This window comes from Halorubrum persicum (assembly GCF_002727125.1).
Classification (GTDB): domain Archaea; phylum Halobacteriota; class Halobacteria; order Halobacteriales; family Haloferacaceae; genus Halorubrum; species Halorubrum persicum.
Window position 1 is genome coordinate 1 of sequence record NZ_NHOA01000029.1, and the last position, 21,894, is coordinate 21,894.

14 protein-coding genes and 1 tRNA gene are annotated in these 21,894 nt (G+C 57.5%); 5 read left to right on the forward strand and 10 right to left on the reverse strand.

Translation table 11 applies throughout. The features are described from left to right. Positions 1–86 precede the first annotated feature (86 nt). Together DJ69_RS03870 and DJ69_RS03875 are read left to right on the forward strand one after the other, a co-directional pair. The gene (locus tag DJ69_RS03870) at positions 87–4,829 is read left to right on the forward strand and encodes a DUF4011 domain-containing protein (RefSeq protein WP_218962297.1); all 4,743 of its coding nucleotides are present in this window, start codon (positions 87–89) and stop codon (positions 4,827–4,829) included. A 345-nt stretch (positions 4,830–5,174) separates the two neighbouring features. Continuing rightward, positions 5,175–6,566: an ATP-binding protein gene (locus DJ69_RS03875; protein WP_099254384.1), complete on the forward strand. Its 1,392-nt coding sequence runs from the start codon at positions 5,175–5,177 to the stop codon at positions 6,564–6,566. 36 nt (positions 6,567–6,602) lie between these two features. Here the strand turns inward: DJ69_RS03875 and DJ69_RS03880 are convergent, their stop codons facing one another. Continuing rightward, positions 6,603–7,328 (reverse strand): SWIM zinc finger family protein, encoded by a 726-nt coding sequence (locus tag DJ69_RS03880; protein ID WP_245851477.1) that lies wholly within the window; start codon positions 7,326–7,328, stop codon positions 6,603–6,605. A gap of 23 nt (positions 7,329–7,351) precedes the next feature. On the opposite strand from DJ69_RS03880, the gene DJ69_RS03885 reads away from it, so the two are divergent. Next, complete coding sequence (locus DJ69_RS03885; protein ID WP_099254386.1) at positions 7,352–8,269, forward strand: hypothetical protein; 918 nt, start codon at positions 7,352–7,354, stop codon at positions 8,267–8,269. Between the two features lie 81 nt (positions 8,270–8,350). On the opposite strand, the gene DJ69_RS03890 is transcribed toward DJ69_RS03885, so the two are convergent. Next, on the reverse strand, positions 8,351–9,373 hold the full coding sequence (locus DJ69_RS03890; RefSeq protein ID WP_099254387.1) for a hypothetical protein: 1,023 nt from the start codon (positions 9,371–9,373) through the stop codon (positions 8,351–8,353). 435 nt (positions 9,374–9,808) lie between these two features. On the opposite strand from DJ69_RS03890, the gene DJ69_RS03895 reads away from it, so the two are divergent. Then, complete coding sequence (locus tag DJ69_RS03895; protein WP_099254437.1) at positions 9,809–10,819, forward strand: tyrosine-type recombinase/integrase; 1,011 nt, start codon at positions 9,809–9,811, stop codon at positions 10,817–10,819. A 404-nt stretch (positions 10,820–11,223) separates the two neighbouring features. Here the strand turns inward: DJ69_RS03895 and DJ69_RS03900 are convergent, their stop codons facing one another. From DJ69_RS03900 to DJ69_RS03930, 7 genes are all read right to left on the reverse strand, one after another. Then, on the reverse strand, positions 11,224–12,393 hold the full coding sequence (locus tag DJ69_RS03900) for an ABC transporter ATP-binding protein (RefSeq protein WP_099254388.1): 1,170 nt from the start codon (positions 12,391–12,393) through the stop codon (positions 11,224–11,226). 2 nt (positions 12,394–12,395) lie between these two features. Then, positions 12,396–13,280 carry a carbohydrate ABC transporter permease gene (locus tag DJ69_RS03905; protein ID WP_099254389.1) on the reverse strand — a complete coding sequence of 295 codons (885 nt, stop codon included), beginning with the start codon at positions 13,278–13,280 and terminating at the stop codon, positions 12,396–12,398. A gap of 1 nt (position 13,281) precedes the next feature. Beyond that, positions 13,282–14,166: a carbohydrate ABC transporter permease gene (locus tag DJ69_RS03910; protein WP_099254390.1), complete on the reverse strand. Its 885-nt coding sequence runs from the start codon at positions 14,164–14,166 to the stop codon at positions 13,282–13,284. Between the two features lie 15 nt (positions 14,167–14,181). After that, entirely contained in the window at positions 14,182–15,369 is a 1,188-nt protein-coding gene (locus DJ69_RS03915; protein ID WP_099254438.1) for an ABC transporter substrate-binding protein, read from the reverse strand. A 528-nt stretch (positions 15,370–15,897) separates the two neighbouring features. Continuing rightward, positions 15,898–17,637 carry a hypothetical protein gene (locus DJ69_RS18770; protein ID WP_245851484.1) on the reverse strand — a complete coding sequence of 580 codons (1,740 nt, stop codon included), beginning with the start codon at positions 17,635–17,637 and terminating at the stop codon, positions 15,898–15,900. A 367-nt stretch (positions 17,638–18,004) separates the two neighbouring features. Continuing rightward, positions 18,005–18,802: a glycerophosphodiester phosphodiesterase gene (locus tag DJ69_RS03925; RefSeq protein ID WP_245851494.1), complete on the reverse strand. Its 798-nt coding sequence runs from the start codon at positions 18,800–18,802 to the stop codon at positions 18,005–18,007. A gap of 563 nt (positions 18,803–19,365) precedes the next feature. Further along, the gene (locus DJ69_RS03930; protein ID WP_099254392.1) at positions 19,366–19,584 is read right to left on the reverse strand and encodes a DUF7511 domain-containing protein; all 219 of its coding nucleotides are present in this window, start codon (positions 19,582–19,584) and stop codon (positions 19,366–19,368) included. A 357-nt stretch (positions 19,585–19,941) separates the two neighbouring features. Between DJ69_RS03930 and DJ69_RS03935 the strand changes: the two genes are divergently transcribed. Continuing rightward, positions 19,942–21,000: a PAS domain-containing sensor histidine kinase gene (locus tag DJ69_RS03935; RefSeq protein WP_099254393.1), complete on the forward strand. Its 1,059-nt coding sequence runs from the start codon at positions 19,942–19,944 to the stop codon at positions 20,998–21,000. 747 nt (positions 21,001–21,747) lie between these two features. On the opposite strand, the gene DJ69_RS03940 is transcribed toward DJ69_RS03935, so the two are convergent. Further along, positions 21,748–21,820: transfer RNA gene (locus DJ69_RS03940), tRNA-Arg, on the reverse strand. Between the last annotated feature and the right edge of the window lie 74 nt (positions 21,821–21,894).

Consider the following 21,894-nt stretch of genomic DNA (forward strand, 5'->3'; position numbering starts at 1 on the left):
CTATTCAACACAGCACTCCGGAGAAGGAAGCCAACGATACCCCATCCAAGTCGGAGACGGCCACAGGAAGCCATATCATAGCCCCGATGTGGGATACTACTCTCGATACTGACGCCATTGAGAGTGCGACCGATCAGAACGTAACCACAACGGACGAGATCGGAGCGGCGTCCAACCCTCTAGATAAGAAAATCAACAGTTGGAAGGAACAACTCCTAGATCTGACGCGGCGGAGCAATCTCGTTAATTTCTCGGCCACGAAAACGAAGTCACTTCCTTTCCATCGTGCTGACCCACTCACAGTTGCGAGCACGATCTTCGACCGTGAACCCCTCTATATTCGCCGTTCAGCTCAAGACGAAGAGGGTGGCTCACCCGCAGACCCGGACACGCTAGCTGCGGATGAGGTGGCGTCTATCCGGGCGAACGGCACGACAGAGAATTCACTCAACAACATTCGCCTACGGGAGAAACGCTTCCTCCGCGAACGAGGCGTTGACTCGCTGTTCATCGCGTTCGGGACACTCCGATGGTACGATGTCGATCATAGCGACTCAGAGCTCCGTACGCCGCTCTTTCTCGTCCAAGTCACGCTCGAAGAAGAGACGAACCGAAACGCCGACCGCCACGACTACGAGATCACAAGCGAGGATGCCGATGTACAAATCAATCCCGCGCTCCGGAAGCTACTGAGCGCGGAACGCGGCATTCACCTTGCACCGGATGAGACCTTCTCGCTCGACGAGCTCGAAACGGCGTTCGCGTACATTGATGATATCATCAGTGGCTTTGATCGCTGGCGTATCGCGCCCGAAGTGATACTGGGTATCTTCGATTTCTCGAAGTTCGGTCTCTACGCTGACCTCGAAGAAAATCGGGAGGCGATCAAAGACGACCCATTAGTCGAAGCGATTAACGGTAATCCCGACGCGTTGCCCGAGCCTGCCGCCACACCGAGTGCGGAGGAACTCGATGAACAGGTGTCCCCTACCGATACGTATCAGGTTCTGGACGCCGATTCGAGCCAGCAAGAGGCTATCGAAGCAGCCAAGCGCGGCGTGAGTTTCGTCCTTCAGGGTCCACCGGGGACAGGCAAGAGTCAGACAATTTCGAATATCATCGCGGAGAAGATGGCGGCCGACGAGACGGTCCTGTTCGTCAGCGAGAAACAGGCCGCACTCGACGTCGTCAAAGATCGCTTAGACGATAATGATCTCGGGCGTTTCTGTTTGGAGGCCCACGGAGAGAAAGCGAGCAAGAAACAGGTTCTCGAAGACCTCGGTCGCGAGCTCAATGCCGATCCACTCCAACACCCGCGTGAGCGGGATAGCGTCGTCAACAAATTGGAAACAACGAGACGAACGCTCAATCAGTATAAGGACAAGCTGTTCTACCAACCTGAGGGACAAGACATAACACCGTATGAAGCATTCGGGATCGTCTCCAAACGCGATGACTGCCCGCGCATCGATGCCTTGTTTGGGCAGCCAACTGGGTACAGTCCATCGGACATCCAGGCGATTGAAGAGCAACTCGCATCGCTTGCATCCTACGAAGACGAGTTCAACCGTGATGGGAACCATCCTTGGCAGCACGCCGCTATCTCACGCTGGCAGATTGACACCGCCGACTCAGTTGAGGCGACGATCTCGGAAGCTATTACGACGCTTACGGACCTGAAACGCACACGGGAGGCCGCTGAATCGTTTCTCGACACGTCGCTGTCCTCAATAGCGGACCTGCGTGCGGCTGATGATCTCGTTACGTTACTTGGAGACAGGCCGGACGTGTCCCTGACGCCAGAACATCTTGAACGAGATTTCTACGCGCGTGACGATCGTCTTCAGTCCCTCGCGACGAAGAGCCGTGAACTCACCGAGAAGAGAAGTGACCTCTCTGAACATTACGAGGAATCGATCTTTAGTACGGATGCCACCGAACTCCACGGCGAGTTGAGTGGTTATGGTATACTCCGATACGTGAGTCCCTCGTATCGTCGGCTCAAAAAGCGCATTCTCTCTCACGCAGTTGATGGCTACCAACCAGGTATCGAGGGACTTCGTTCGGACACGAAGGCGTTGATGCGCATCGATACCCTTGAAGACGAACTTGAGGAGTACGATGCGATGATGGCCCAACTTGGTCATCTCTACGATGGGCCGACAACGGATTGGGAGACAGTACTAGATACCCAAACGTGGATGGCTGCCGTCGCAGCCAACGATCTTGTAGATACGGACATCCTAGGCGAGTTAGTCCTCGAACGCGATGCCGACGAGACAGCGGCGCTTGCGACGCGCCTCAATGGGGTTCTTGCTGACTGGGAGACAGCGAGAAACGACCTCGCGGATATCTTCGATCTCGACGCGGTTTCGATTAACGAAGCCGATATCGAAACGGCAGTCATGGATGCGGTCGAATCCTGGCTTACCACTCGATACGATGCTATCGAAGAACTACAGTCGTGGATTCAATATCAAGACACACGAGACGACATTCTGGAGAGTTCAGCGGGAGGGTTCCTCGAGCGGTACCTCGCGGAAGGTCACGCGGCCGAGACGCTCATCGACACCTTCAAGCGAAACTTCTACACGGAGTGGCTCAACGAGGTGTACTCTGACACCGGCTTCGACTCGTTCAGTGCGACAGAGTACAACGATTTACTCGAGGAGTTCCGGCATCTCGACCAACAGCAGCGCGAGTACGCAAAAGCCGAGATTCAACATCGCGTCACGAATCGACGCCCGCAAACGGAACTCAAGCATGCGAGTAGCTCCGAACAGGTAACCCTGCGTCGCGAAGTCCAGAAGAGCCGTAAGCACATGCCGCTACGCGAACTCTTCGATGAGGTGTCGACGCTCATTACGACACTCAAGCCCTGTTTCATGATGAGCCCCCTCTCGGTTGCCCAGTACGTGCGACATGGCTCGATAGAGTTCGATACGGTCATCTTCGACGAGGCGTCTCAAATCATGCCCCAGGACGCCATTAGCAGTATTATCCGCGGTGAGCAGGTTATCATCGCGGGCGACAGCAAACAGCTTCCTCCGACATCATTCTTCCAAGCGGATGTCGAAACCGCCGAAGGCGTACGCGAGGACCTCGAGAGCATTTTGGATGAGGCCTCAACGGTTCTTCCCGAGAAGCGGTTGCTCTGGCACTACCGCAGCAGGACGAACGAGCTTATCGAATTCTCCAACGCAAAATACTACAACGGCGCACTTCGGACGTTCCCGGATAACAACGCCGACGACGCGATGGGCGTTGATTTCGTCTACGTCGAGGATGGCCTCTACGATCGAGGTGGGTCAAGTACGAACCAACCAGAGGCGGACCGCGTCCTCGAATTAGTGCGCGAGCACCTGCAAGAACGGCCCAATAAGAGCCTTGGTGTCGTTGCGTTCAGTTCCGCACAAGCGCAGGCCATTCGAGATACTATCGAGGAAGCGCGTGGCCAAGATCCCGAGTTGGATGCATTCGTCTCGGAGGATGACGCCCTCGAGGGCTTCTTCGTGAAACCACTAGAGAACGTCCAGGGAGACGAGCGGGATGCGCTCATCTTCAGCGTTGGCTACGGGCCGGATGAGGCCGGTAAAATCTCGATGAACTTCGGTCCACTCAATCAGACGGGCGGCGCACGACGACTGAACGTAGCCGTGACGCGTGCCAAAGAGCATATCCAAGTGGTCTCCTCGCTTCAGCCGGGCGATATCGATCTCCAGCGCACGGACAAGGGCGGTGTTGAGGACTTCAAACACTATCTCGAGTACGCAAAGCACGGCGAAGACGCATTGACTCGCTCGGACTCAGAGGCACAGTTCCTCCAGTTCGACTCCGAGTTCGAGGAGGCCGTCTACACAGCACTGGAGAATCGCGGCTTAGATGTCTCGACACAGGTCCAAAGCTCCGGATACAGCATTGACCTCGCAATCAGGCATCCGGACAAACCGGGCAAGTACGTTCTCGGAATCGAGTGTGATGGCGCCGCCTACCATTCCTCGAAAACTGCCCGTGACAGAGACCGGACGCGCCAGGCCGTGCTAGAGGATCTCGGATGGACGATTCACCGCATCTGGTCGCCTGATTGGGCCTCGAACAAGGGCCGCGAAATCGAAGCCATCGAATCGAAGGTCGAGAAACTTATTGCGGATAGTCCCGTCGCTGATGGTGGCGTCTCGACGGAAGTAACGGAGATCACTGTCGACGCCATCCCCGAAGACGAACGAAGTGGTATACAAGAATACACTACTGACTGGCAGGAACCACAGGTTACGACGCGCCGTGACAAGTCCTTCGACGAGGTGTCGACGCGTCGCGTTGCGTCGACGCTTGTGAACGTCGTCGACGAATTCGGGCCTGAAAAACGAGATATCATATTCCGAACCGCCATTAGTCGGTGGAATATCACCCGTCTCGGGAAGAATATCCGCCAGTCACTCAACAAGACAGCGCGCAAGCAAAATCGACGGGATGCGGTGTGTCTTCACGACGGCTTTATGTGGCCCGGTGAGCGCCCCGACACGATTACACTCCGAACTAACACGGGGACTGCGAGTCGGTCTGCTGATGAGATTCCTCTCGAAGAGCTCGCACGGGCAGGCCATCTGATACTCGAAGCAGGTACCCGGATGACACGTGAGGATCTCGTACTCGAAATCGCCCGTCTCTACGGCTATCAGCGTACCGGCTCCAAGATTAGGGCACACATCAACGATGCCATCGACATTCTGGTCTCCGAGAATTGTGCGAAACTCAGTGCGTCCGGCGAGACAATCGAATGTATCGATGTTAACGCGGACCCTATTCTGCTCAACCGAATTTACGGGTAAGTTTGTACCGGCATTGTTTCGCTAATCCAAGATCTCGTTTATAACCAAGAGACTCTGTTGAACTCCTACAACTCCCCATCGTATATGGAGTTTGATATCATCCAGAATTAACCATTCGTTGTCATATTTCCTCAAATGAGGCAAACTTTTTATAAACCGTTTCGGGATTTGAGACGAAAGGTATTATTTCTGATGACTTTCCAACGTATCTGTTTGTTCTCGGAGCTATTCTAATTTTCTTTGGTTGGATCCTCAATAGATGATATCTCTATATATTCCAGAATATGATTATTCGGAATATGATTATTCAGAATATTTTTATTCGACACTCACTAATTCAGCGCCATGACAGACTTCGTGAACCGCTCGGAGGAGTTAGATCGGCTTCACGGCCTTTTCGACTCGGAGAACGCGGATCTCGCCGTCGTATACGGACGGCGACGACTGGGAAAGACGAGACTCGTCAAGAAGGCACTTGAGGGACGAGAGAACGCGGTCTTCTACCAAGCACGACAGAAGACACGAGAGCTCCAGCTGGAACAGTTTGTCGAAGCTGCGGCTGACACGTTCCCTGGTATCGAAGACATTCGTCCCGATTGGGAGCGGCTGTTCAGATATCTGGCCGACCAGCATGCGATCGTCGTCCTCGACGAGTTTCCGTACCTGATCGAGCAGGACGAGAGTCTTCCGTCGGTCTTACAGGCGTTGTTCGACCACGAGTTCGATGAGTCGGAGACGACGTTCGTTCTCGTCGGGTCGTCGATCAGCATGATGGAGGAAGCGACGCTGTTCGGAGACAGCCCGCTATACGGGCGAACCTCCCTCACGCTCGACATCCGTGAACTCTCGTTCGACGCCGCGACGGAGTTTCTCCCGGACGATGCGACGGCGGACGAGGCCGTACGGGCGTTGAGTGTGTTCGGTGGCGTTCCCTACTACCTCGAGGAACTCGACGCCGATCGGTCGCTCGGCGAGAACATCCAGCAAACGGTGCTGACTCGTCACGGCTCGCTCCGCAACGAGCCGGAGCACGTCCTCCGGATGGAACTGACGGAGCCGACGCGCTACTTCTCGATCCTCGAAGCGATCGCCGGCGGGGCGACCGGCCGCAACGAGATCGCCGGCGTGACCGGTATCGATTACAACCAGCTATCGACGTATTTGGACCGGCTCTCGCGGCTCCGGCTCATCGAACGACACGTGCCGGTGACTGAGAAGCCCGAACGATCTAAACGAAGCCAGTATCGGCTTCGTGACCCGCTCTTCCGGTTCTGGTTCCGATTCCTGTACGGGAGCTCGGATCGCTATGACCAGTTCGGAGACGAGGCCTACGAACGACTCGTCGAACCGGAGATGGCCGACTTCGTCGCCCCCGCCTTCGAGCAACTGTGTTGTGAGGCCCTGTGGACGCTGTACGATGAGACGCCGATCGTCGATGTCGGACAGTGGTGGTATCAGGACCACGAGATTGACGTCGTCGGACTCACCGACGAGGACACGCTCGTCGTCGGCGAGTGTAAGTATCAGGAATCGCCTCTCGACTACGGCGCGCTGGCGTCACTGGAGACGCACGTCGAGGAACTCCGCTGGCAGCCGTCGGGCGGCGGCACGCGGACCGTCGAATACGCGCTGTTCTCCCGGAGCGGGTTTACGGATAGCGTCCACGAAGCCGCTGTCGAGCGTGACGATGTACGCCTTTATACGATCGACGACACCGTCGCCGCACTTAGAAAATGAACGACTGAACCGTGGGTAACGCGAGATAGTGGAGAATTATTCTCGCCGCTCAGTGAGCGTTTCCTCCAACTCCGTCGCTGCGCGCTCGAAGTGCTCGGCGAGAAACGACGTTCCGGATGCAGCCCGGTCTTCGAGGAACGCGACGGCGTCGGCGATCTCGTCAGCGTCGATATCCCCTGCCGCCACGCAGTCGACGTACCCGTCGAGTGCTCGCGTGAACCCCTGCGAGAAGTGGTCGTACGCCCCATCAACGCGCTCCATATTCTCGTCGAGCGATTCGACGAGGGCACGATACACTGCCGCTGCCGACGCGTACCGTCCCTGATCGCGATACTCGCTCGCGAGGTCGAACCATTCCGAGAAGTCGATGGGTTCGAAGACGACGAAGTAGTCGAGATTCGTCTCCTCGAACTGCCGGTCGATCGCAGCGCGCAGGTCGGCGACCGACCGCGTCGACGACTCACCGAAACGGGCGAAGAAGCGTTCGCGGGCGGAAGCGTCAGTCGCCAGCGTCTCACGGAGGAACTCCCGGAGGTCGTCGGCGTCGGCCGCCTCGAGTGCGGCGTCGAGTTGATCGCCCTCGTCCGGAGGACAGTCGTCGATACACCGAAGCAACACGGCGACGATGTGCTTACACGCCTCCGGTCCGTCGTACGGGCAGTTACACAACGGATCGAACCCCTCGCCTGAGAGGTCAACACGCACCTCCGATCTTTGCCTCGTCTCCGAAATTGCTATCCCGGCGACGCATGGAGGTATCATCAACGGGGTAGTGTTCTCGATACGTGGATCTCCCAATTGACCCGACGCAAAACGATGCATCGCCGACGGATCTCGTCCGCGGTCTCTCCTCACAAGCCGCCCGCCGTCGCGTCCTCCAGGCAGCTGACCTCTCTGTCGACGTCGACGACCGGAGCTTTCCCGAAACGCTCGACGAACTCTCACGGATCGAACTCCGTCGGGTGGCCTCACAGCTCCGGTTTGCGGGCGCCCGGACGCTCCACTACTTCCACGTCGATGGACTTCAGCAAGTGTCACCTGACGGTGCGACTGGCCGGGCTGGAGATGTCAGTTCCTCGGGCGCGTATGGCCCCGAGATACAGACGGCGGTCAGAGACCACGACCGCGTCTACGTCGTTTGCGACGTCCCCGATACCGGGACACAGACGCAGCTGACGATCTCCGACGAGGACCGGACGACGACAGTGGCCACGTTCGAGCCACGGACACCAGTCCTTGCGGTACGTGCACCCGATAACGAAACTGCAGACGCGACTCTGCGAGCAGTGGTGGACTTCCTTGGACTGGACGCCGCGAGCCGGCTCTCATTTCTCGACGGCGGCTTTCGCGGCCGATTCGAGGACGCCTGTGTGGTTGGCTACTCGTCGGTTCGACTTCTGACCACGGGGAGTCGTGTTTCCTCATCGGAAATCGAGATCCGACCAGAGGAATCCGGACGTGGGAGTCACACTGATGTCCGGACCGACACGGTCGTGAGTGACTTACTCCAACGGAACGACACGGAACTCGACGAGGCGACTGGGATCGTGGCTATCTCCGGCGATGTCCGACCGCCGTCATCTGGCGAACGTTTTCGTCCGCGAGTCACGATCGGGTTCCCCGATGGTCGCGTGCGCTTCGAGCAGTTCGTTCCCGAGCAGGTGCTGCTAGAACTCGACGATATCGTACGCGATTCACTCTGAATAACCTGGACGATCTACAGAACCACTACTGGGCCGACAGTCAGTGACGAAATCGGACGTGACTGTTGATGGTATAGCTACCTAATCCGCCATACGGAACTCGAGTTCCGAGTGTCCGTACGTGTAGCGCTTGATCCCGTTCTCCTCACAGTGCGTCGCAAGCTCTCCCGGCGATACGTCCTCCTCCTCGAAATCACCCAAGAACGCGACTGTCACGTTTTCATCGCCACGCTCCTCAGAGTCTTCCACCACGACGGCCGTGTTCGGATCGTTATGGCTGGTCTTGGTTACCTGATCCCCCGACACATACGGGTTCTCCGCGAACGCGAGATTCTCGTGTTTGTACGTCCAGAGCTTGATGTCCTGGTCGTCACAGTACGACGCGAGGATCGCGGGGTGGTGGTCGCGCCACGCACCGGGCCCCTCGTCGAGCGAACTCGGGAAAGCAACCCGCACGGCTTCCCCGTCCATTTCGTGTCCGAACGCTCCGGTGTTCTGCTCCGGCGGCAATACCTCGACGACGATCCCCACCGACGGCTCCGAGTCACTGGATTTCACCACCCGATCTCCCGGTGAGAACGGATTCTCCGGCTTCTGGTTCATGTGAGCGGTATTGGGTCCGAGGTCGATCAGTTCGTTCATCGGTCGAGCCGCGAGGTGGTCGAGTTTCTCCGGAGAGTCCCCGGAGAACTCTTTCTCCGTTTTGACCTTCGATTTCAGGGTCTCGAGGCGCTCCCAGCCGAGTAACATCAGGCTATCCTCGTTGTCCCGGTGCCAGACCATCACCACGATGTCGTCGTCGGGGTCCCGTTCGACCAGCGACTCGGGAAGAAATGCGGAGACGTCTCGTGAGGATTTCACGTCAACCGTGTAGCCGAAGACCTCGAAGTCGTGTCCGGAGAAGCTCTCGGAGTTACACCGCCGGATCGCCTCCTCGTTTTCCCACTCCCACATCTCGACGGGGAGGTACTCGCGACAGAACTGCTCGAACGCGAGTTCGCCGAGGTTTCCGATCCGCTTGACATCCAAGTCGTCGGCTCCCTGAATGACCGCTTGGTGGTGGGCTCGCTCGTGATCGATTTCGTCCGGGGTGAACCGATACATTAGTTGATTATCAGACACCAGACAGATATATTTTCAGTATTAAATATCAAATCAAAGAAAGAGAGGGCGAAGGAGCGTCGCGATTCCGGCCCCCGACGAGAGCGGCTGATTAATCGTGAAACCTCGAGCTAGACTGGCCTAGCACGACGAAACCGCCAACCACCCAAAGGACTTTACCTCGACTCCGTCACGTGTATTTCACGAACCGCACGAAGGCGACGACCCCCGTCACGCTGCGTGACGAACTCAAACCCGTCACTGGGGGTTCGCCTTATATACACCCGGCCGCCGTCCTGTCAATTTGCCCCGTCAGAAAACGTAACGGGCGCGACGGGCGCGCGTTCACGCTCGTAACGAATCGTCCTTTCAGTCCTGTGCGGCCTGATTTCGGGTGTTTCAGATCGGGGTCTGATCGTGGTTTGCGCCATCAAGAGCATGAGCCTCGAACCACTCGACCCGGAAACCGGAGTAGAACTGTATCTCGCCGATCGCGAAACGGAGGTCGCTAAAGCAACGCTGTACTCACACAGCTCCCGCCTCGGTCACTTCGTCCGCTGGTGTGATGAGGAGGAGCTGGACAACCTGAACGATCTCACCGGGAGATTGCTTCACGAGTATCGCCTGTGGCGGCGTCGCGACGGTGACCTCGCACCCGCCACGGAGAAGACCCAGATGGACACACTCCGCGTGTTTGTGAAGTGGGCTGAGTCGATCGATGCCGTCGAGCGCGACCTCCACACAAAAGTTCGGTCTCCAGTCCTTCGCGACGGACAAAACGTCCGCGACGTAATGCTTGAGTCCAATCGTGCTGAGGAGGTCCTCGACTACCTCGCAAAGTACGAGTACGCCTCACGAGCACACATCGCACTCTCCTTAATGTGGCACACGATGATGCGCATCGGCGCCGTCCACTCTCTTGATGTTGACGACTACGATCGGAAAAGCAAGTCACTCGCAGTAGTCCACCGACCGGAGACAGGAACCACGATCAAGAACGGCGAGAGCGGCGAACGGCTCGTCGCCCTCTCGAATGACGTGTGCCAGTTGCTTGACGACTGGATCGCCGACAAGCGGCCCCAAACAACAGATGAGTTCGACCGCCGACCGCTGCTCTCCACTTCGAAGGGCCGCGCACACCGCACGACACTTCGAGGAGATTGCTACCGAGCAACTCGTCCTTGTATCGTGACGGGTGCATGTCCTCACGAGCGCGATGTCGAGAGCTGTGAGGCGACAGCGTATACCGCTGCTTTCGACTGTCCCTCAAGTGTGAGCCCTCACGCGCTACGTCGAGGCGGAATCACCCATCACCTCAATCACAATGTCCCGGTCGATGTGGTTAGTGACCGCGCTAATGTAACGCCAAAAGTGCTTGACCAACACTACGACCGGCGTAGTCAACGTGAGAAGATGGAGCAGCGGCGAAGGTATCTCGATAACATCTGAGGCGCACTTGACGATCACCACTCGTCACCACTTGTCCTGACATTTCAGACATGATACCTAAAATATAATCATCCAGAACTTATTGTAATAGCATTTAGTAGCGATATTTTTGTTTATATATTAAACGAAAATAAGCAGGAAAGATTGCTCTCGTGCCGTTCAGTTGTTCTTACCCACCCTTTCCGTTGTTGTTCCCCTTGTTGGAGGTCCCTCCATTTCTGGTGTCCCTCTTGTAAGATATCGTAGGAAGCGTCGCGGGCGTCCCAATCTTAATCACTATCTCTTCATCGTCGGGTTCAATATGCTTGTAGGTGCGGAAGAGCTCCTCGATTCTTTTGATGTTCGGGAATAGTGGCACCGGATGTCACGGTACCACGGCTCCTGATTTGATTACTACTCTTCAGTTACGTGGTGAGTTTGGATGGTGCCTGTTCGTCGGTGGATTGTCGCAACTCAGAGTGATAGAACGCTTCGCCCGTTTCAGCATCGAAGAGATGGAGACGTGCGGGGTCGTACGTGACCGATACTGTCTCGCCAGCAGTGATCGGCATTCGTGGCTCTGCCTGAATGTTACAAGACGTGTTGCCAATTGAACAGTGCAGAAGAAGACTGTCTCCAAGTGGCTCCCGTACGTTCACTTCCGCGTCTATTGTCGGTAACTCGTCGTTCGTCTGTGGGTCCGAGAGGTGGAGATCTTCCGGCCGGATACCAAGGATCGCACGCTGACCGTCGGTGATCTGTGCGTCACCTGCCCCATTCTGATTCGACTTGGGCTGGCCGTTTCCGGACGGGAGTGGAATGTCAAACGTTTCGTGGATAGCACGTCCGTCTTTGACATCAACGGGGATCATGTTCATTGCTGGGTCACCGATGAACTCTGCAACGAATCGATTCTCCGGGAAGTCGTACAGGACCTGTGGCTCATCGACCTGCATGATTTGTCCATCATTCATGACGACGACGCGCTCTCCAAGCGTCATCGCTTCTGTCTGGTCGTGGGTGACGTAGACTGTCGTTGTCTCAAGCGTGGAGTGAAGACGAGCTAGTTCCGCACGCATCTGGATCCGGAGTTTTGCATCGAGGTTACTGAGCGGTTCGTCCATCAGGAAGGCATCCGGGTCACGGACGATGGCGCGGCCGAGCGCCACGCGTTGCCGTTCACCACCGGACATCGCGTCGGGCTTTCGGTCGAGAAGATCAGCGATATCGAGGGTATCGGCTGCCTCCGTTACTCGACGGTCGATTTCCTCGTCGGTAAAGTCGCCGCTCGATTTCATTCCGAAGGTGATGTTTCGTCGCCCGGTCATATGCGGGTACAACGCGTAGTTTTGGAACACCATCGCAACGTTCCGGTCTTTTGGCTCAACGGTGGTAACATCCCGGCCACCCATCTCTATCCGACCGTCAGTTGTCGATTCAAGACCGGCGAGTAAGCGTAGTGTCGTGCTCTTCCCGCACCCGCTCGGCCCGACGATCACGAGGAACTCCCCGTGGTTGATTTCGAGATCGATTCCGTTGACGGCGACGACGTCGCCGAACTCCTTGTGCAGGTTCTGTAGTGTTACGGTTGTCATGGTTATTTTTGCTGGATACTGAACGTCTCTAACAGCGGTTTGCGGAACACGATCATCAACAGCAGCGGCGGTAGCAGGGTTAACGTTGAGCCGGCCATTACGAGCGACCATGAGAGCTGTCCGCCTTGTACGTCGCCTTGAAGAAGTTGCAGTCCGACCTGTGCGACCTGATTCGCCTCCGAATCGATGATGATCAGCGGCCAGAGGTACTGGTTCCACGCGTAGACGAACATGATAATCGAGACGCCGACGAGGACGCCTTTCGACATCGGCAACAGCACGAACAGCATGAACCGGAGTGGACCGACGCCGTCAAGTTTCGCCGTTTCGACGATCGAGGTTGGGATTGAGAGGAAGTGCTGACGCAAGATGAACACAGTCGTAGCGCTGGCGATGTACGGCACGGTGATTGCGAGGATGGTGTTACTCCAGCCGAGATCGTTCATCAATTGGAACAGTGGGATGAACCTCACTGGGACCGGCAACAACAGGGTAAACAAAATAAAGAGGAACACGAGATCCTTGTACGGGACGCGGTAGTAGACGATCGCCATCGCTGCGAACACGGACACGACGAGCTTCCCGACGACGATGACGAGCGACATCGCTAGTGAGTTCCACATGAAGCGCCCGAACTGATAATCGACCAGCGCCTCGCGGTAATTCTCGACAGCGTAGCTTCCCGGGAGCAGGTCGCCGAGGCTCGTGACCACACCTGTCTGTTTGGTGCTGACGATCACTGCAACGGCAATCGGGAACACAACTGCGAAGACGAGCAGCCACAGCTGGAGATGCGTCCCCGGTTTCGCGTCGTACGTGGTTTCAGCCGCGCTATTGCCACGGAGCGCATCGGCGCGCCGTTTCGCGTATTGGAGTAGCTCAACCATGTTAGGCACCGTAGTAGGAGTACTCGTCCGTCACTCGGAACTGTACGAACATCAACACGCCAACGAGCAGGAACAACACGACGGACTTGGCGGACGCAACGCCGAAGTTGAAGAAGGAGAACCCCTCTTGATACAGGTCGAAGATCAGGATGTTCGTGGCGTTCGAGGGGCCGCCGCTCGTAAGCAGATCGACGAACGCGAACGTGCTGAAGAACGCGTAGATGGTGTTGATGATCACGAGGAAAAATAACGTCGGCGTCATGATCGGCACGTACACGGAGACGAGCCGACGCAGCCCGGTGACGCCGTCGAGCTCTGCCGTTTCGGTCAAGGTGTTGGGGACGTTGTTCATCGCTGCGATCATGAAGATCACGTTATATCCGATCTGTTTCCAAATCGCTGCGAGCGCGACGACGACGAACGCTTGCGGGCCGTTGTTGAACCAGTCGACGTCGACGCCGAGCGCTTCGATCGGGCCGGTCAGCACGCCGAGGGTCGGATGCACGATGAACAGGAATACGAGTGCGCCGACGGCGGGTGGGAGTGCGTACGGCCAGATCACGGAAATCAGATAGAGCCCCTGTCCCGTGTCAACCTCATGGATAAGAAACGTAAGGTACAGTGAGACAGCGATGACGCCGACCACCACAACGGCGGCAAACAGTACTGAGAGCAGGAGACTCGAGTGATACCCCGAGTCGGTCAGGAGGGTGACGTAGTTTTTGAGACCGACAAACTCGTCGCCTTGACCGAAGCTCGAGTCGAAGAAACTCGTGCGAATGGCGAGTGCTGTCGGGTAGTACAGAAAGACGAGCGAGACGAGCAGCGTTGGTAACAACAGCAGCCCGGACTCGATCCGGCTGTCAAAAATTTCGCGTGTGGACATGCGTGTGCTCCGCAGTCAGTTGTAGTACTCGGTCAACACGTCGTCGACCTCCGTTTTGAGCGCCTCAATCTCAGCCTCGATGTCGTCAGCGTTCAGGATGTCGACCGACTTATTCTGGATGACTGTTTGGACGTTCCGCGCTGGGCCGAGAAGTGCCCGCTTCGTTGCCGGGTTGCTCGCGTCGCCGTTCTGGAGTTGGTCAAGAGCCACACTGTACATCGGGTTCTCTTCGAACCAGCCCTCCTCACGAAGCGCGTCGACCGACGGCTGCGTAATCGGGTAATAGCCCGATCCTTTGTGCCACTCGGTTTGGACCGCTGGCTGAGACATGTATTCGAGTAGCTGTCCGATCTCGGTGTATCGCTCCTCGGGGAGCCCGTCAGGAACGTAGAAGGAGGCACCGCCGATCACGGGACCGACCCGAGTGTCGCTAATGCTCGGATACGGTGCGGCGTCGACGGTGAAATCTTCAGAGTCAGCAATGAGCCCAGAGACCGAGGCAGTGCTTGTCAGCACCATCGCGGCCTCCTGTTCGATGAACAGCGAGGTTGCTTCACCCCACGCCTCGATTCCCGGGTTCGTGTAAAGATCGTCGTCGGCCATGCCTTTCCACCACTCGTAGAGGTCGTAGGTCGCGTCTGGAGTCCGGAACTCCGACGGTGCCCCGGCGTGGCCGTTCTCGGCGTCTGTCAGTAGCTCACCTTCGAACCCGTACCACGTCTCGACGAACCACACGTGGTTCGGCCAAGTGATCCCGTACTGTGTCACGTCTTGGTCGACGAGCTGTTCCGATGCGCTGCGAACCTCAGCCAGCGTCCGTGGCGGATCATCCGGGTTGAGCCCCGCTTCCTCGAAGGCGTCCCGGTTGATGTACATGATCGCGTTCGAGTTGTTGAACGGAAGCGAAGCGAGCTCGCCGTCAACGGTAAAAAACTCGGCGACGTTATCGAGGAAGATGTCGGCATCGAAGTCGTCTGGAAGAATTTCTTCGACGGGCCGTACCTGATCTGTGTCGAACACTTGTTGCGCGAACAGTGAGTCTACTTGCAGCATATCCGAGACGTTCCCAGAGTCGAACGCGGAGAGGGTGTTCGTCAGGACGTTCTCATAGGAGTCCTGAAACTCCATGTTCACGCCAATCCCTGACTGCTCTTCGAAGTTTGCCGCGATCTGATCAAGGGTCTCCCCGTTCGTTCCACCCATCGCATGCCAAACGGTGAGATCCTCTGCGATAGGCGAGAACTGTGCGCTGCTCCCGTCGTCGTTTCCACCTAAACAGCCCGCGAGACCGGTTGCCGCAGCAAGCGCGGCCCCGGTCGTCGTGAGCGTGTTTCGACGTGAGATCCCGGTCGACTCATCGGCATTTGGCGCCATACATACCTGTGTATCCTAACATCGGGCATAACCGCTGCTAATAGTACTATACGCTCGTACAGGTCGCTTGAGTGAGATATATATCGCTCCGCAGCACTCGGTGGTATCAACGAGCAATACAAATCATCGGCTCTGTTGAAATCCTTCGGAAATGATACATTCTGACCGGCCGTGGTCAGGACAGGGAACTCACGCACGGTCAATCACGCTGACTTACGCGCTACCTGTCAGTAGCGCCGTGCGAGATACAGAGGATGTATCTAGCGGTCTCACTCGTACCGAGGCAATCCTCAGTGAAGAGGCATGCCGGTGACCTATCACAGGTTGAGCAACGAGAGAGCCACTGAGCCGGACGGTTTAATTCACGCTCTTGGAGAGTTCGGCTCCAGCTTTGAACTTCACGTCGTCTGAGGCATTTATGTCCGTAAAGTGGAGAAGTCGCCCTTGTGCAGACATAGTCACAGGCACATCAGCGGCAGCCGCCTCCTCTTGCTGGTCAGCATCTCTTCCCGGCTTCTTCCGAAGGATGATGTCTTCTCCTTCTGCTTCTGAGAGGACCCCTTCGGCAACCGCATCCGAAACTGTCCCATCGAACAGTCTCGCCCCTCGTCGCTCTCGGTCATCCGACAGGCGACGAGGCATCATGTCACTGTACCCATCTCCATCTAAATCACCAGCGCCAACACCGATGACTGCTGTTGGTTCTCGCACCGCCACGAGCGTGAGTGAATCCTCGTAGAGGCTGCCGTCATCGATGACCCAGCCACCTGTGTAGATGTACTGGTCGGCGTTCTTACAGCGGCTCACGTACAACAGCGCGGGGAACGGCAACGGGCACTCTGGGGGCGCGACCATAATCGGGCACACCAGCGTCGAGGTGGTCGAACCCTCCCCGAGCTCAGACCCCCAGTCGTCGAAGTCTGCGGGAGCGGACGAGGAACCGTCTGCGCTGACCGCAAGCGAGGTCTTCTTATCTGTGGCCGTCGGTGGGTCATTCACCGGATTGACCGTGACTCGTCCGTCAACGACGTGTGATTCGAGGTGAACTCCCGTGTCGACTGGGCTAGAGACCGCGGAGACGAACGGGCCCGAGTTGTACAGCGAAGTGTCGTCAGACATGAGCCCGGAAAGGCCGTTTTCACCGCCGACCGCACCGGTCTCGTAAATCGGACCGCTGCTTCCAGCTGTGGCGAAGTCGTCCTCAGAAGCCCCCCATGTGTAGACCTTCCCGCCAGTGTCACCACGTCCTGTTACGTACTCGATGATGCGGCGCGGGGTGAGCTCGTCTTTGAGTGTTGCGTCACTTCCCGGGAGGCTGGCATCAGGCACGGTAATTGTGAATTGCTCTTTGATGACTGGCGCTTCAGCGAGGTACTCGTAGAGTGCGTCGATATCGACCCCCTTGTTGTCGCCCGGCATCACCATGTCCCGGTCTTCCCCGAGGATGATTTCTCCGTCTGTATCCTTCAAGGATGATTCGAGTAGTTCGATGTCCCCTTCGACGATTCCTTGTATTTCTCGGAGAGTCTCGGTAGCGTGGTCCCACTCTCCGTTCTCGACGTGGGCCGCCGCCTGCTGGGTCAGTTTGTCCCGTTCGTCGGCGTGTTCCCGTACAGTCACGCACACGTCGTCAGAGCAGCGTTCCAACGCGTTTTGAATGTCTCGGATGGTGTCGCCCATGTCTACGATACCCTCTCGGCCTTTGCGCGCGGAGCGCTTGCTGATGGAGTCTGCTGCGGCCTTTGTCTGAGAGAGAAGCGTATTCTCCAAGTCTAACGCAACCCAAAGAGCGTCATTGAAATCACGGTCACCTAATCCGCCGCCATCCGACCGAATCTTCGACTTATTGCTCCGACTGTTGTTGTAGTTGGCTCGGTCGGGATGAACCGTGCTCTCGTTGTAGTCGAAGCAGCAGGTGGCTGCGATAGATTGAGATGTGACCCATGCTTCGAGTTCGACTTCTCCGGAGAGTGGTCCCGATTCAGCGGTTACAGTTGGGGTTAGTTTGTACACGGTGGCTCTATTCGTCGGTGAGGGGCCAGTGTATGCGCCGATGCCTGCGAACGGTGCTGCTGGCGATGCTCCCGTGTTCGTCACGGACGATGCCACTCGATTCAGACACCCACTCAGACCACCAACCGCAACGATACCGCTCGCTGCCAGTAGCTTTCGACGGCTAATGATAGCACGTGACACAGGGTCTGCGTGACTGTCTCGTCCTCGTGAATTCATACTCGGATGATGGAGGAGAGGCACTATGATAAGTATTCGTATAATTGTAAAGAGAAAAATACCGGCGGCTGGCCGACTAGCGCACTGTATCTCGCACGGGTAACTGAACCCCTCTATGGATTGGCAGAATTCTCGACGCTCAATACGCACTCTTCAGCGACCGGCTGTTTCAGACAACAATATGTCTGAAAGAGAGGATTTCAACAGAGCCAAATCATCATGAACGAGCCGCTTACTCAGGCAGAAGGGTAGAGTAGTCGGCGATGAGCCCGTCTACGCCGGCTTCAATGAGACGATCCGCCTGATACCACGACTCGACGGTCCAGACGTTGACCGCCCGGTCGTTGTTCCGTGCCCTTCGCACGAGATCAGTATCACCGAACCGTGAGTCGTCGAAGAACGGGGTCCCGCGAATCATCGCCACCGGCGGGTGGATTGCGTCGGCGTCGTATGCCTCAGCAATTGCAAGTCCGTCGTCGATCGACTCCCACAAGATGGGCGCGACTGACGCCATCGACTGTTCGGACACGACGGCGAGTGCCGCCTCGTAGAACGACGAAAAGAGGACCTCGTGATCGTACCTTTCGACAATGTCGACAACGCGGGTGACAAACGGACGCCAGATCACCTGTTGGGTTTCGAGTGCGTTGCCAGTCAGTTTTTCACCGAATCGGAGTGCGGTGCTCCCCGGGTTTTTCAGTTCGATATTGACGGCAACATCGTTTGGGATCGATTCCAGTACGTCTCCGAGTTTCGGCACCGTTTCCTCAGTTCGGAGTACCGTCGCGCTCGTGACCATTTCCGTACTCGTCTCCCAGACGAGGCCCGAGGTGTCGGTGAGACCCATGCCCGTCCCGTCACGACCGGCAAGGTTGTCGTCGTGAAACACCACGACGTCGCTGTCAGCCGTTGGCACGACATCGAGTTCGATCATATCGGCGCGCCGCCCGGGTCCATCTGTACGGGTCGCCGCTTGTGCAGCTGCTCGCGTATTTTCGGGATTCTCTCCCGCAAAGCCTCGATGGGCGATTAATGTCGGGTTTGCCGTCGGTTCAGGAGATTGTCGATCGGCACCCGTGTTGCTCCCACCGTCAGTTCGCGGTGGCGCAACAGATGTGATCCCGACGGCTCCCGCTGCTACCGTCGCCGCTCCTAGCAGGACGTTGCGCCGCCGAGAGCCAAGGATCGCAAGCAACCCTCTGTTGCGGCCTCGATCGGTACGTGGTGATGAAGCCGCTGTCACGAGATCTCGTTCCGTTCGGATATCGCTGGTAGCTCTCGTACTCTGATCCGAAATCAAGACTTTCCGTTTCAGATACGGTAAACGAGGGACGGTAGCCATAGCACCGTCGGAGTGTCCCACGCAGATAGCTGCTGGTATGAGAACTATTGAGCGGTATGTACAAGGAACTGCCGTCGTTTCATACCTACCGAGAGACCACCTCGGCTTCGTCCGTTCCGGCAGAGACGTCCGAATCGGCGTCGGCCGAACCATCCGAGTCGGCGTCGACCGGGGCATCGGAATCGATGCGGGCCGGCAGCGTCGGCCCCCTCGACCGTCTCGCCCGCCGCGGTCGTGGTGCATCCGGGCAGTTATCGGAAGCATTCGGGCTTGACGACGGTGTCGACGTCCACCGTCACCCACGCCGACAGCCGCTCGTCGCCGGTCGCATCAACCGGGAACACCGTGACCCGGTCGGGACCCGACGACCGCCTGTCGACCTGATGTACCAGACCGGTGCACGCGGGAGTCGCCGATTTCCGTCCGGTCGCCTCGTCGTTCCTCGGTCTCCGGTTGGTGTCCGTTGTCATCTGTTACTCGTTCGGGCCATTCGGTGGCCTGCGCTTGAACGCTTATAATAGGTGAAAGGACGCGTCAGAAGCCGACCGGTGGGATATATACTCGTCGTGACCGGTCCGTTTTACCCGTTCTCGCTCCGCGAAGACGAGTCCTCTCCGATATTTAAATTGCAGTTTCAAGATTAAAATAATCCGGATATGGCGCGGCCCCGGACGGGACTTCGGAGGTGGGCGAGTGTGTCAAATCTGTTTGATACAAATTCGATTCTCTCCTGATCAGAGAACGCCCGTTCGGCCGTTGATCTCGTACGGAGCGATATATATCACTCATAGCAACGAAAACCGTACCTCGGTGAAATCTCCGACTGTATGTCTTCGCCCGAATACGGGACGCTGTCGCCGGTGCTCGATACGCTCCACACCGGTGTGGCGATCTACGACGCCGTCTCCGGGGCCGTTATCGACGCGAACGCGCGACTGGAGGAAATCCTCGGTTACAGTTCGGACCAACTGCGTGAGCTCTCCGTGGCCCAATATACGGCGAACACGTACCCGCACACCGAGTCGGAGTTCCACGATCGACTCTCTGCGGCCGCCAACGGAAGCCCGCAGCAGTTCGTGTGGCGGGCCAAACGAGCGGACGGCGAACTCATCTGGATTCAGATGTTCATCTCACGACAGCGCCCGACGGTGGACCGCCGTGTCCACGTCGAGGTACGGGACATCACGCGTCACTACGACACCCATCATCGGGCGGAGCTGTTCTGGCGCGTCCTCCGGCACAACCTCCGGAACGAGGCCGCGATCATCACCGGATGCGCGGAGCAGGCGATGGACGGCCCCGAGAGCGAACCGTCCGAGGAGGTCATCTCGACCATTCGGTCTAGAGGCGAGAATCTCGGTAACATCGCGACGTCCGTGAAACAGATCGAACACGCGGTGACCGACTCGCAGGCGAGCGTCGTCCGGGTTTCCGCCGCGAGCGCCGTGCGGGACGTCGCGAACCGGATCGACGCCGAACACCCCGACGCGGACGTCCGGGTCAACGAACGGAAACGGATGTGGATCGACGTCAACGACGCGTTCGAGTACGCGCTCGCACACGCCGTCGAGAACGCGATCGTTCACAGCGACGACGAGGCGCCGGTCGTCGAGATAACGGTCGGCCCGTCGCCCAACACCGGTCGCACGGAGATCCGCATCGAAGACGCGAATCCGCCGATCCCGCCCGAGGAGATCGCCGCGCTGTTTTCGCCGACCGTCACCACGAGCACGTCCCACGGCTCCGGGATCGGCCTGTTCGTGATGAAGTGGTGCGTCGAGTCGCTCGGCGGGGAGGTGTCGTTCGAATCGCGGGATTCCGGAGGGAACGCCGTCTGCTTACTGCTTCCGCCTAAGCAGCTCCCGAATCCGGCGACAACCGACTGAGTTCGTCGTTCGCGACGGCGTGTACGTCTCGGCAGGAGTTGTCCCACGAAGCTCAGTCAGCACGAATACCTCCCTAATTCACTCCATTGGATATCGAGCCGAGCGCTGTCGGCGGCGCCGTGTCCGAAGACGAAATGGAGGGGTTCACGAAAACAACCGGGGCGACCGCACCTGCAAATCGCCTCGATAATCGCAAGCCCACACGCAGACATACGGAGCGGAACAAATGTCTATTGAGCCGAAAGTGATGTGTTTCTCTTGGAGATCTCACCCGTCAGCAGTTCCGCCTTCGAATCCGTCTCTGAGATGCGATTCGAGTTCGCAGCGGGAGGCCAAGTGGGCGGTGCGACCTCCCGATCCGAACGAGCCGAGAATCTCTCGAGGCCCGCGAAAAGGTTGCGACACAGTAGACGCTCACTGTTTCTGTCGGACTGCTCGTTCACGCTGAGCGGCCCTGTTCGGCGTAGCGTTCCCAGCGGAGTCAAGCAGCGTCACGGGTGTGCAGACGCATATCCCCTTTGTCAGGTCGTATAGCCGGTTACCGTGGACGAACTGGCTCATGCCGACAACCTCCGTTCCACGTCTCGCCGGCGTTGCGGACGGGGTTCATTTACCGGTCCGGCGTGTGGACATCTATTGAATCTGATTTCAGGATCGGGTTCGAAAGGAATAGATTTGTCTCTTTTTGTGGTTTAACAAGCCTCTACGGAAGAATTAGAATTAATTGTGGAACGGCACATGAAGAGGCGGGCACGACGGGATTTGAACCCGCGGCATCTTGGTCCGGAACCAAGTGCTCTGTCCGCTGAGCTACGCGCCCTCACGACCGGATATCCGCGGCGAGCGTTTAACGCTTCTGACTGCGGTCGTCCGAGTGGGCCGATGGCGGGGGAT

Bases quoted from the DNA above. Each gene is read 5' to 3' on its own strand.
- DJ69_RS03895 (WP_099254437.1), top strand. From the start codon at position 9,809: ATGAGCCTCGAACCACTCGACCCGGAAACCGGAGTAGAACTGTATCTC.
- DJ69_RS03880 (WP_245851477.1), bottom strand. From the start codon at position 7,328: ATGATACCTCCATGCGTCGCCGGGATAGCAATTTCGGAGACGAGGCAA.
- DJ69_RS03930 (WP_099254392.1), bottom strand. From the start codon at position 19,584: ATGACAACGGACACCAACCGGAGACCGAGGAACGACGAGGCGACCGGA.
- DJ69_RS03915 (WP_099254438.1), bottom strand. From the start codon at position 15,369: ATGGGTGGAACGAACGGGGAGACCCTTGATCAGATCGCGGCAAACTTC.
- DJ69_RS03900 (WP_099254388.1), bottom strand. From the start codon at position 12,393: ATGACAACCGTAACACTACAGAACCTGCACAAGGAGTTCGGCGACGTC.
- DJ69_RS03905 (WP_099254389.1), bottom strand. From the start codon at position 13,280: ATGGTTGAGCTACTCCAATACGCGAAACGGCGCGCCGATGCGCTCCGT.
- DJ69_RS03910 (WP_099254390.1), bottom strand. From the start codon at position 14,166: ATGTCCACACGCGAAATTTTTGACAGCCGGATCGAGTCCGGGCTGCTG.
- DJ69_RS03935 (WP_099254393.1), top strand. From the start codon at position 19,942: ATGTCTTCGCCCGAATACGGGACGCTGTCGCCGGTGCTCGATACGCTC.
- DJ69_RS03890 (WP_099254387.1), bottom strand. From the start codon at position 9,373: ATGTATCGGTTCACCCCGGACGAAATCGATCACGAGCGAGCCCACCAC.
- DJ69_RS03870 (WP_218962297.1), top strand. From the start codon at position 87: ATGTGGGATACTACTCTCGATACTGACGCCATTGAGAGTGCGACCGAT.
- DJ69_RS03875 (WP_099254384.1), top strand. From the start codon at position 5,175: ATGACAGACTTCGTGAACCGCTCGGAGGAGTTAGATCGGCTTCACGGC.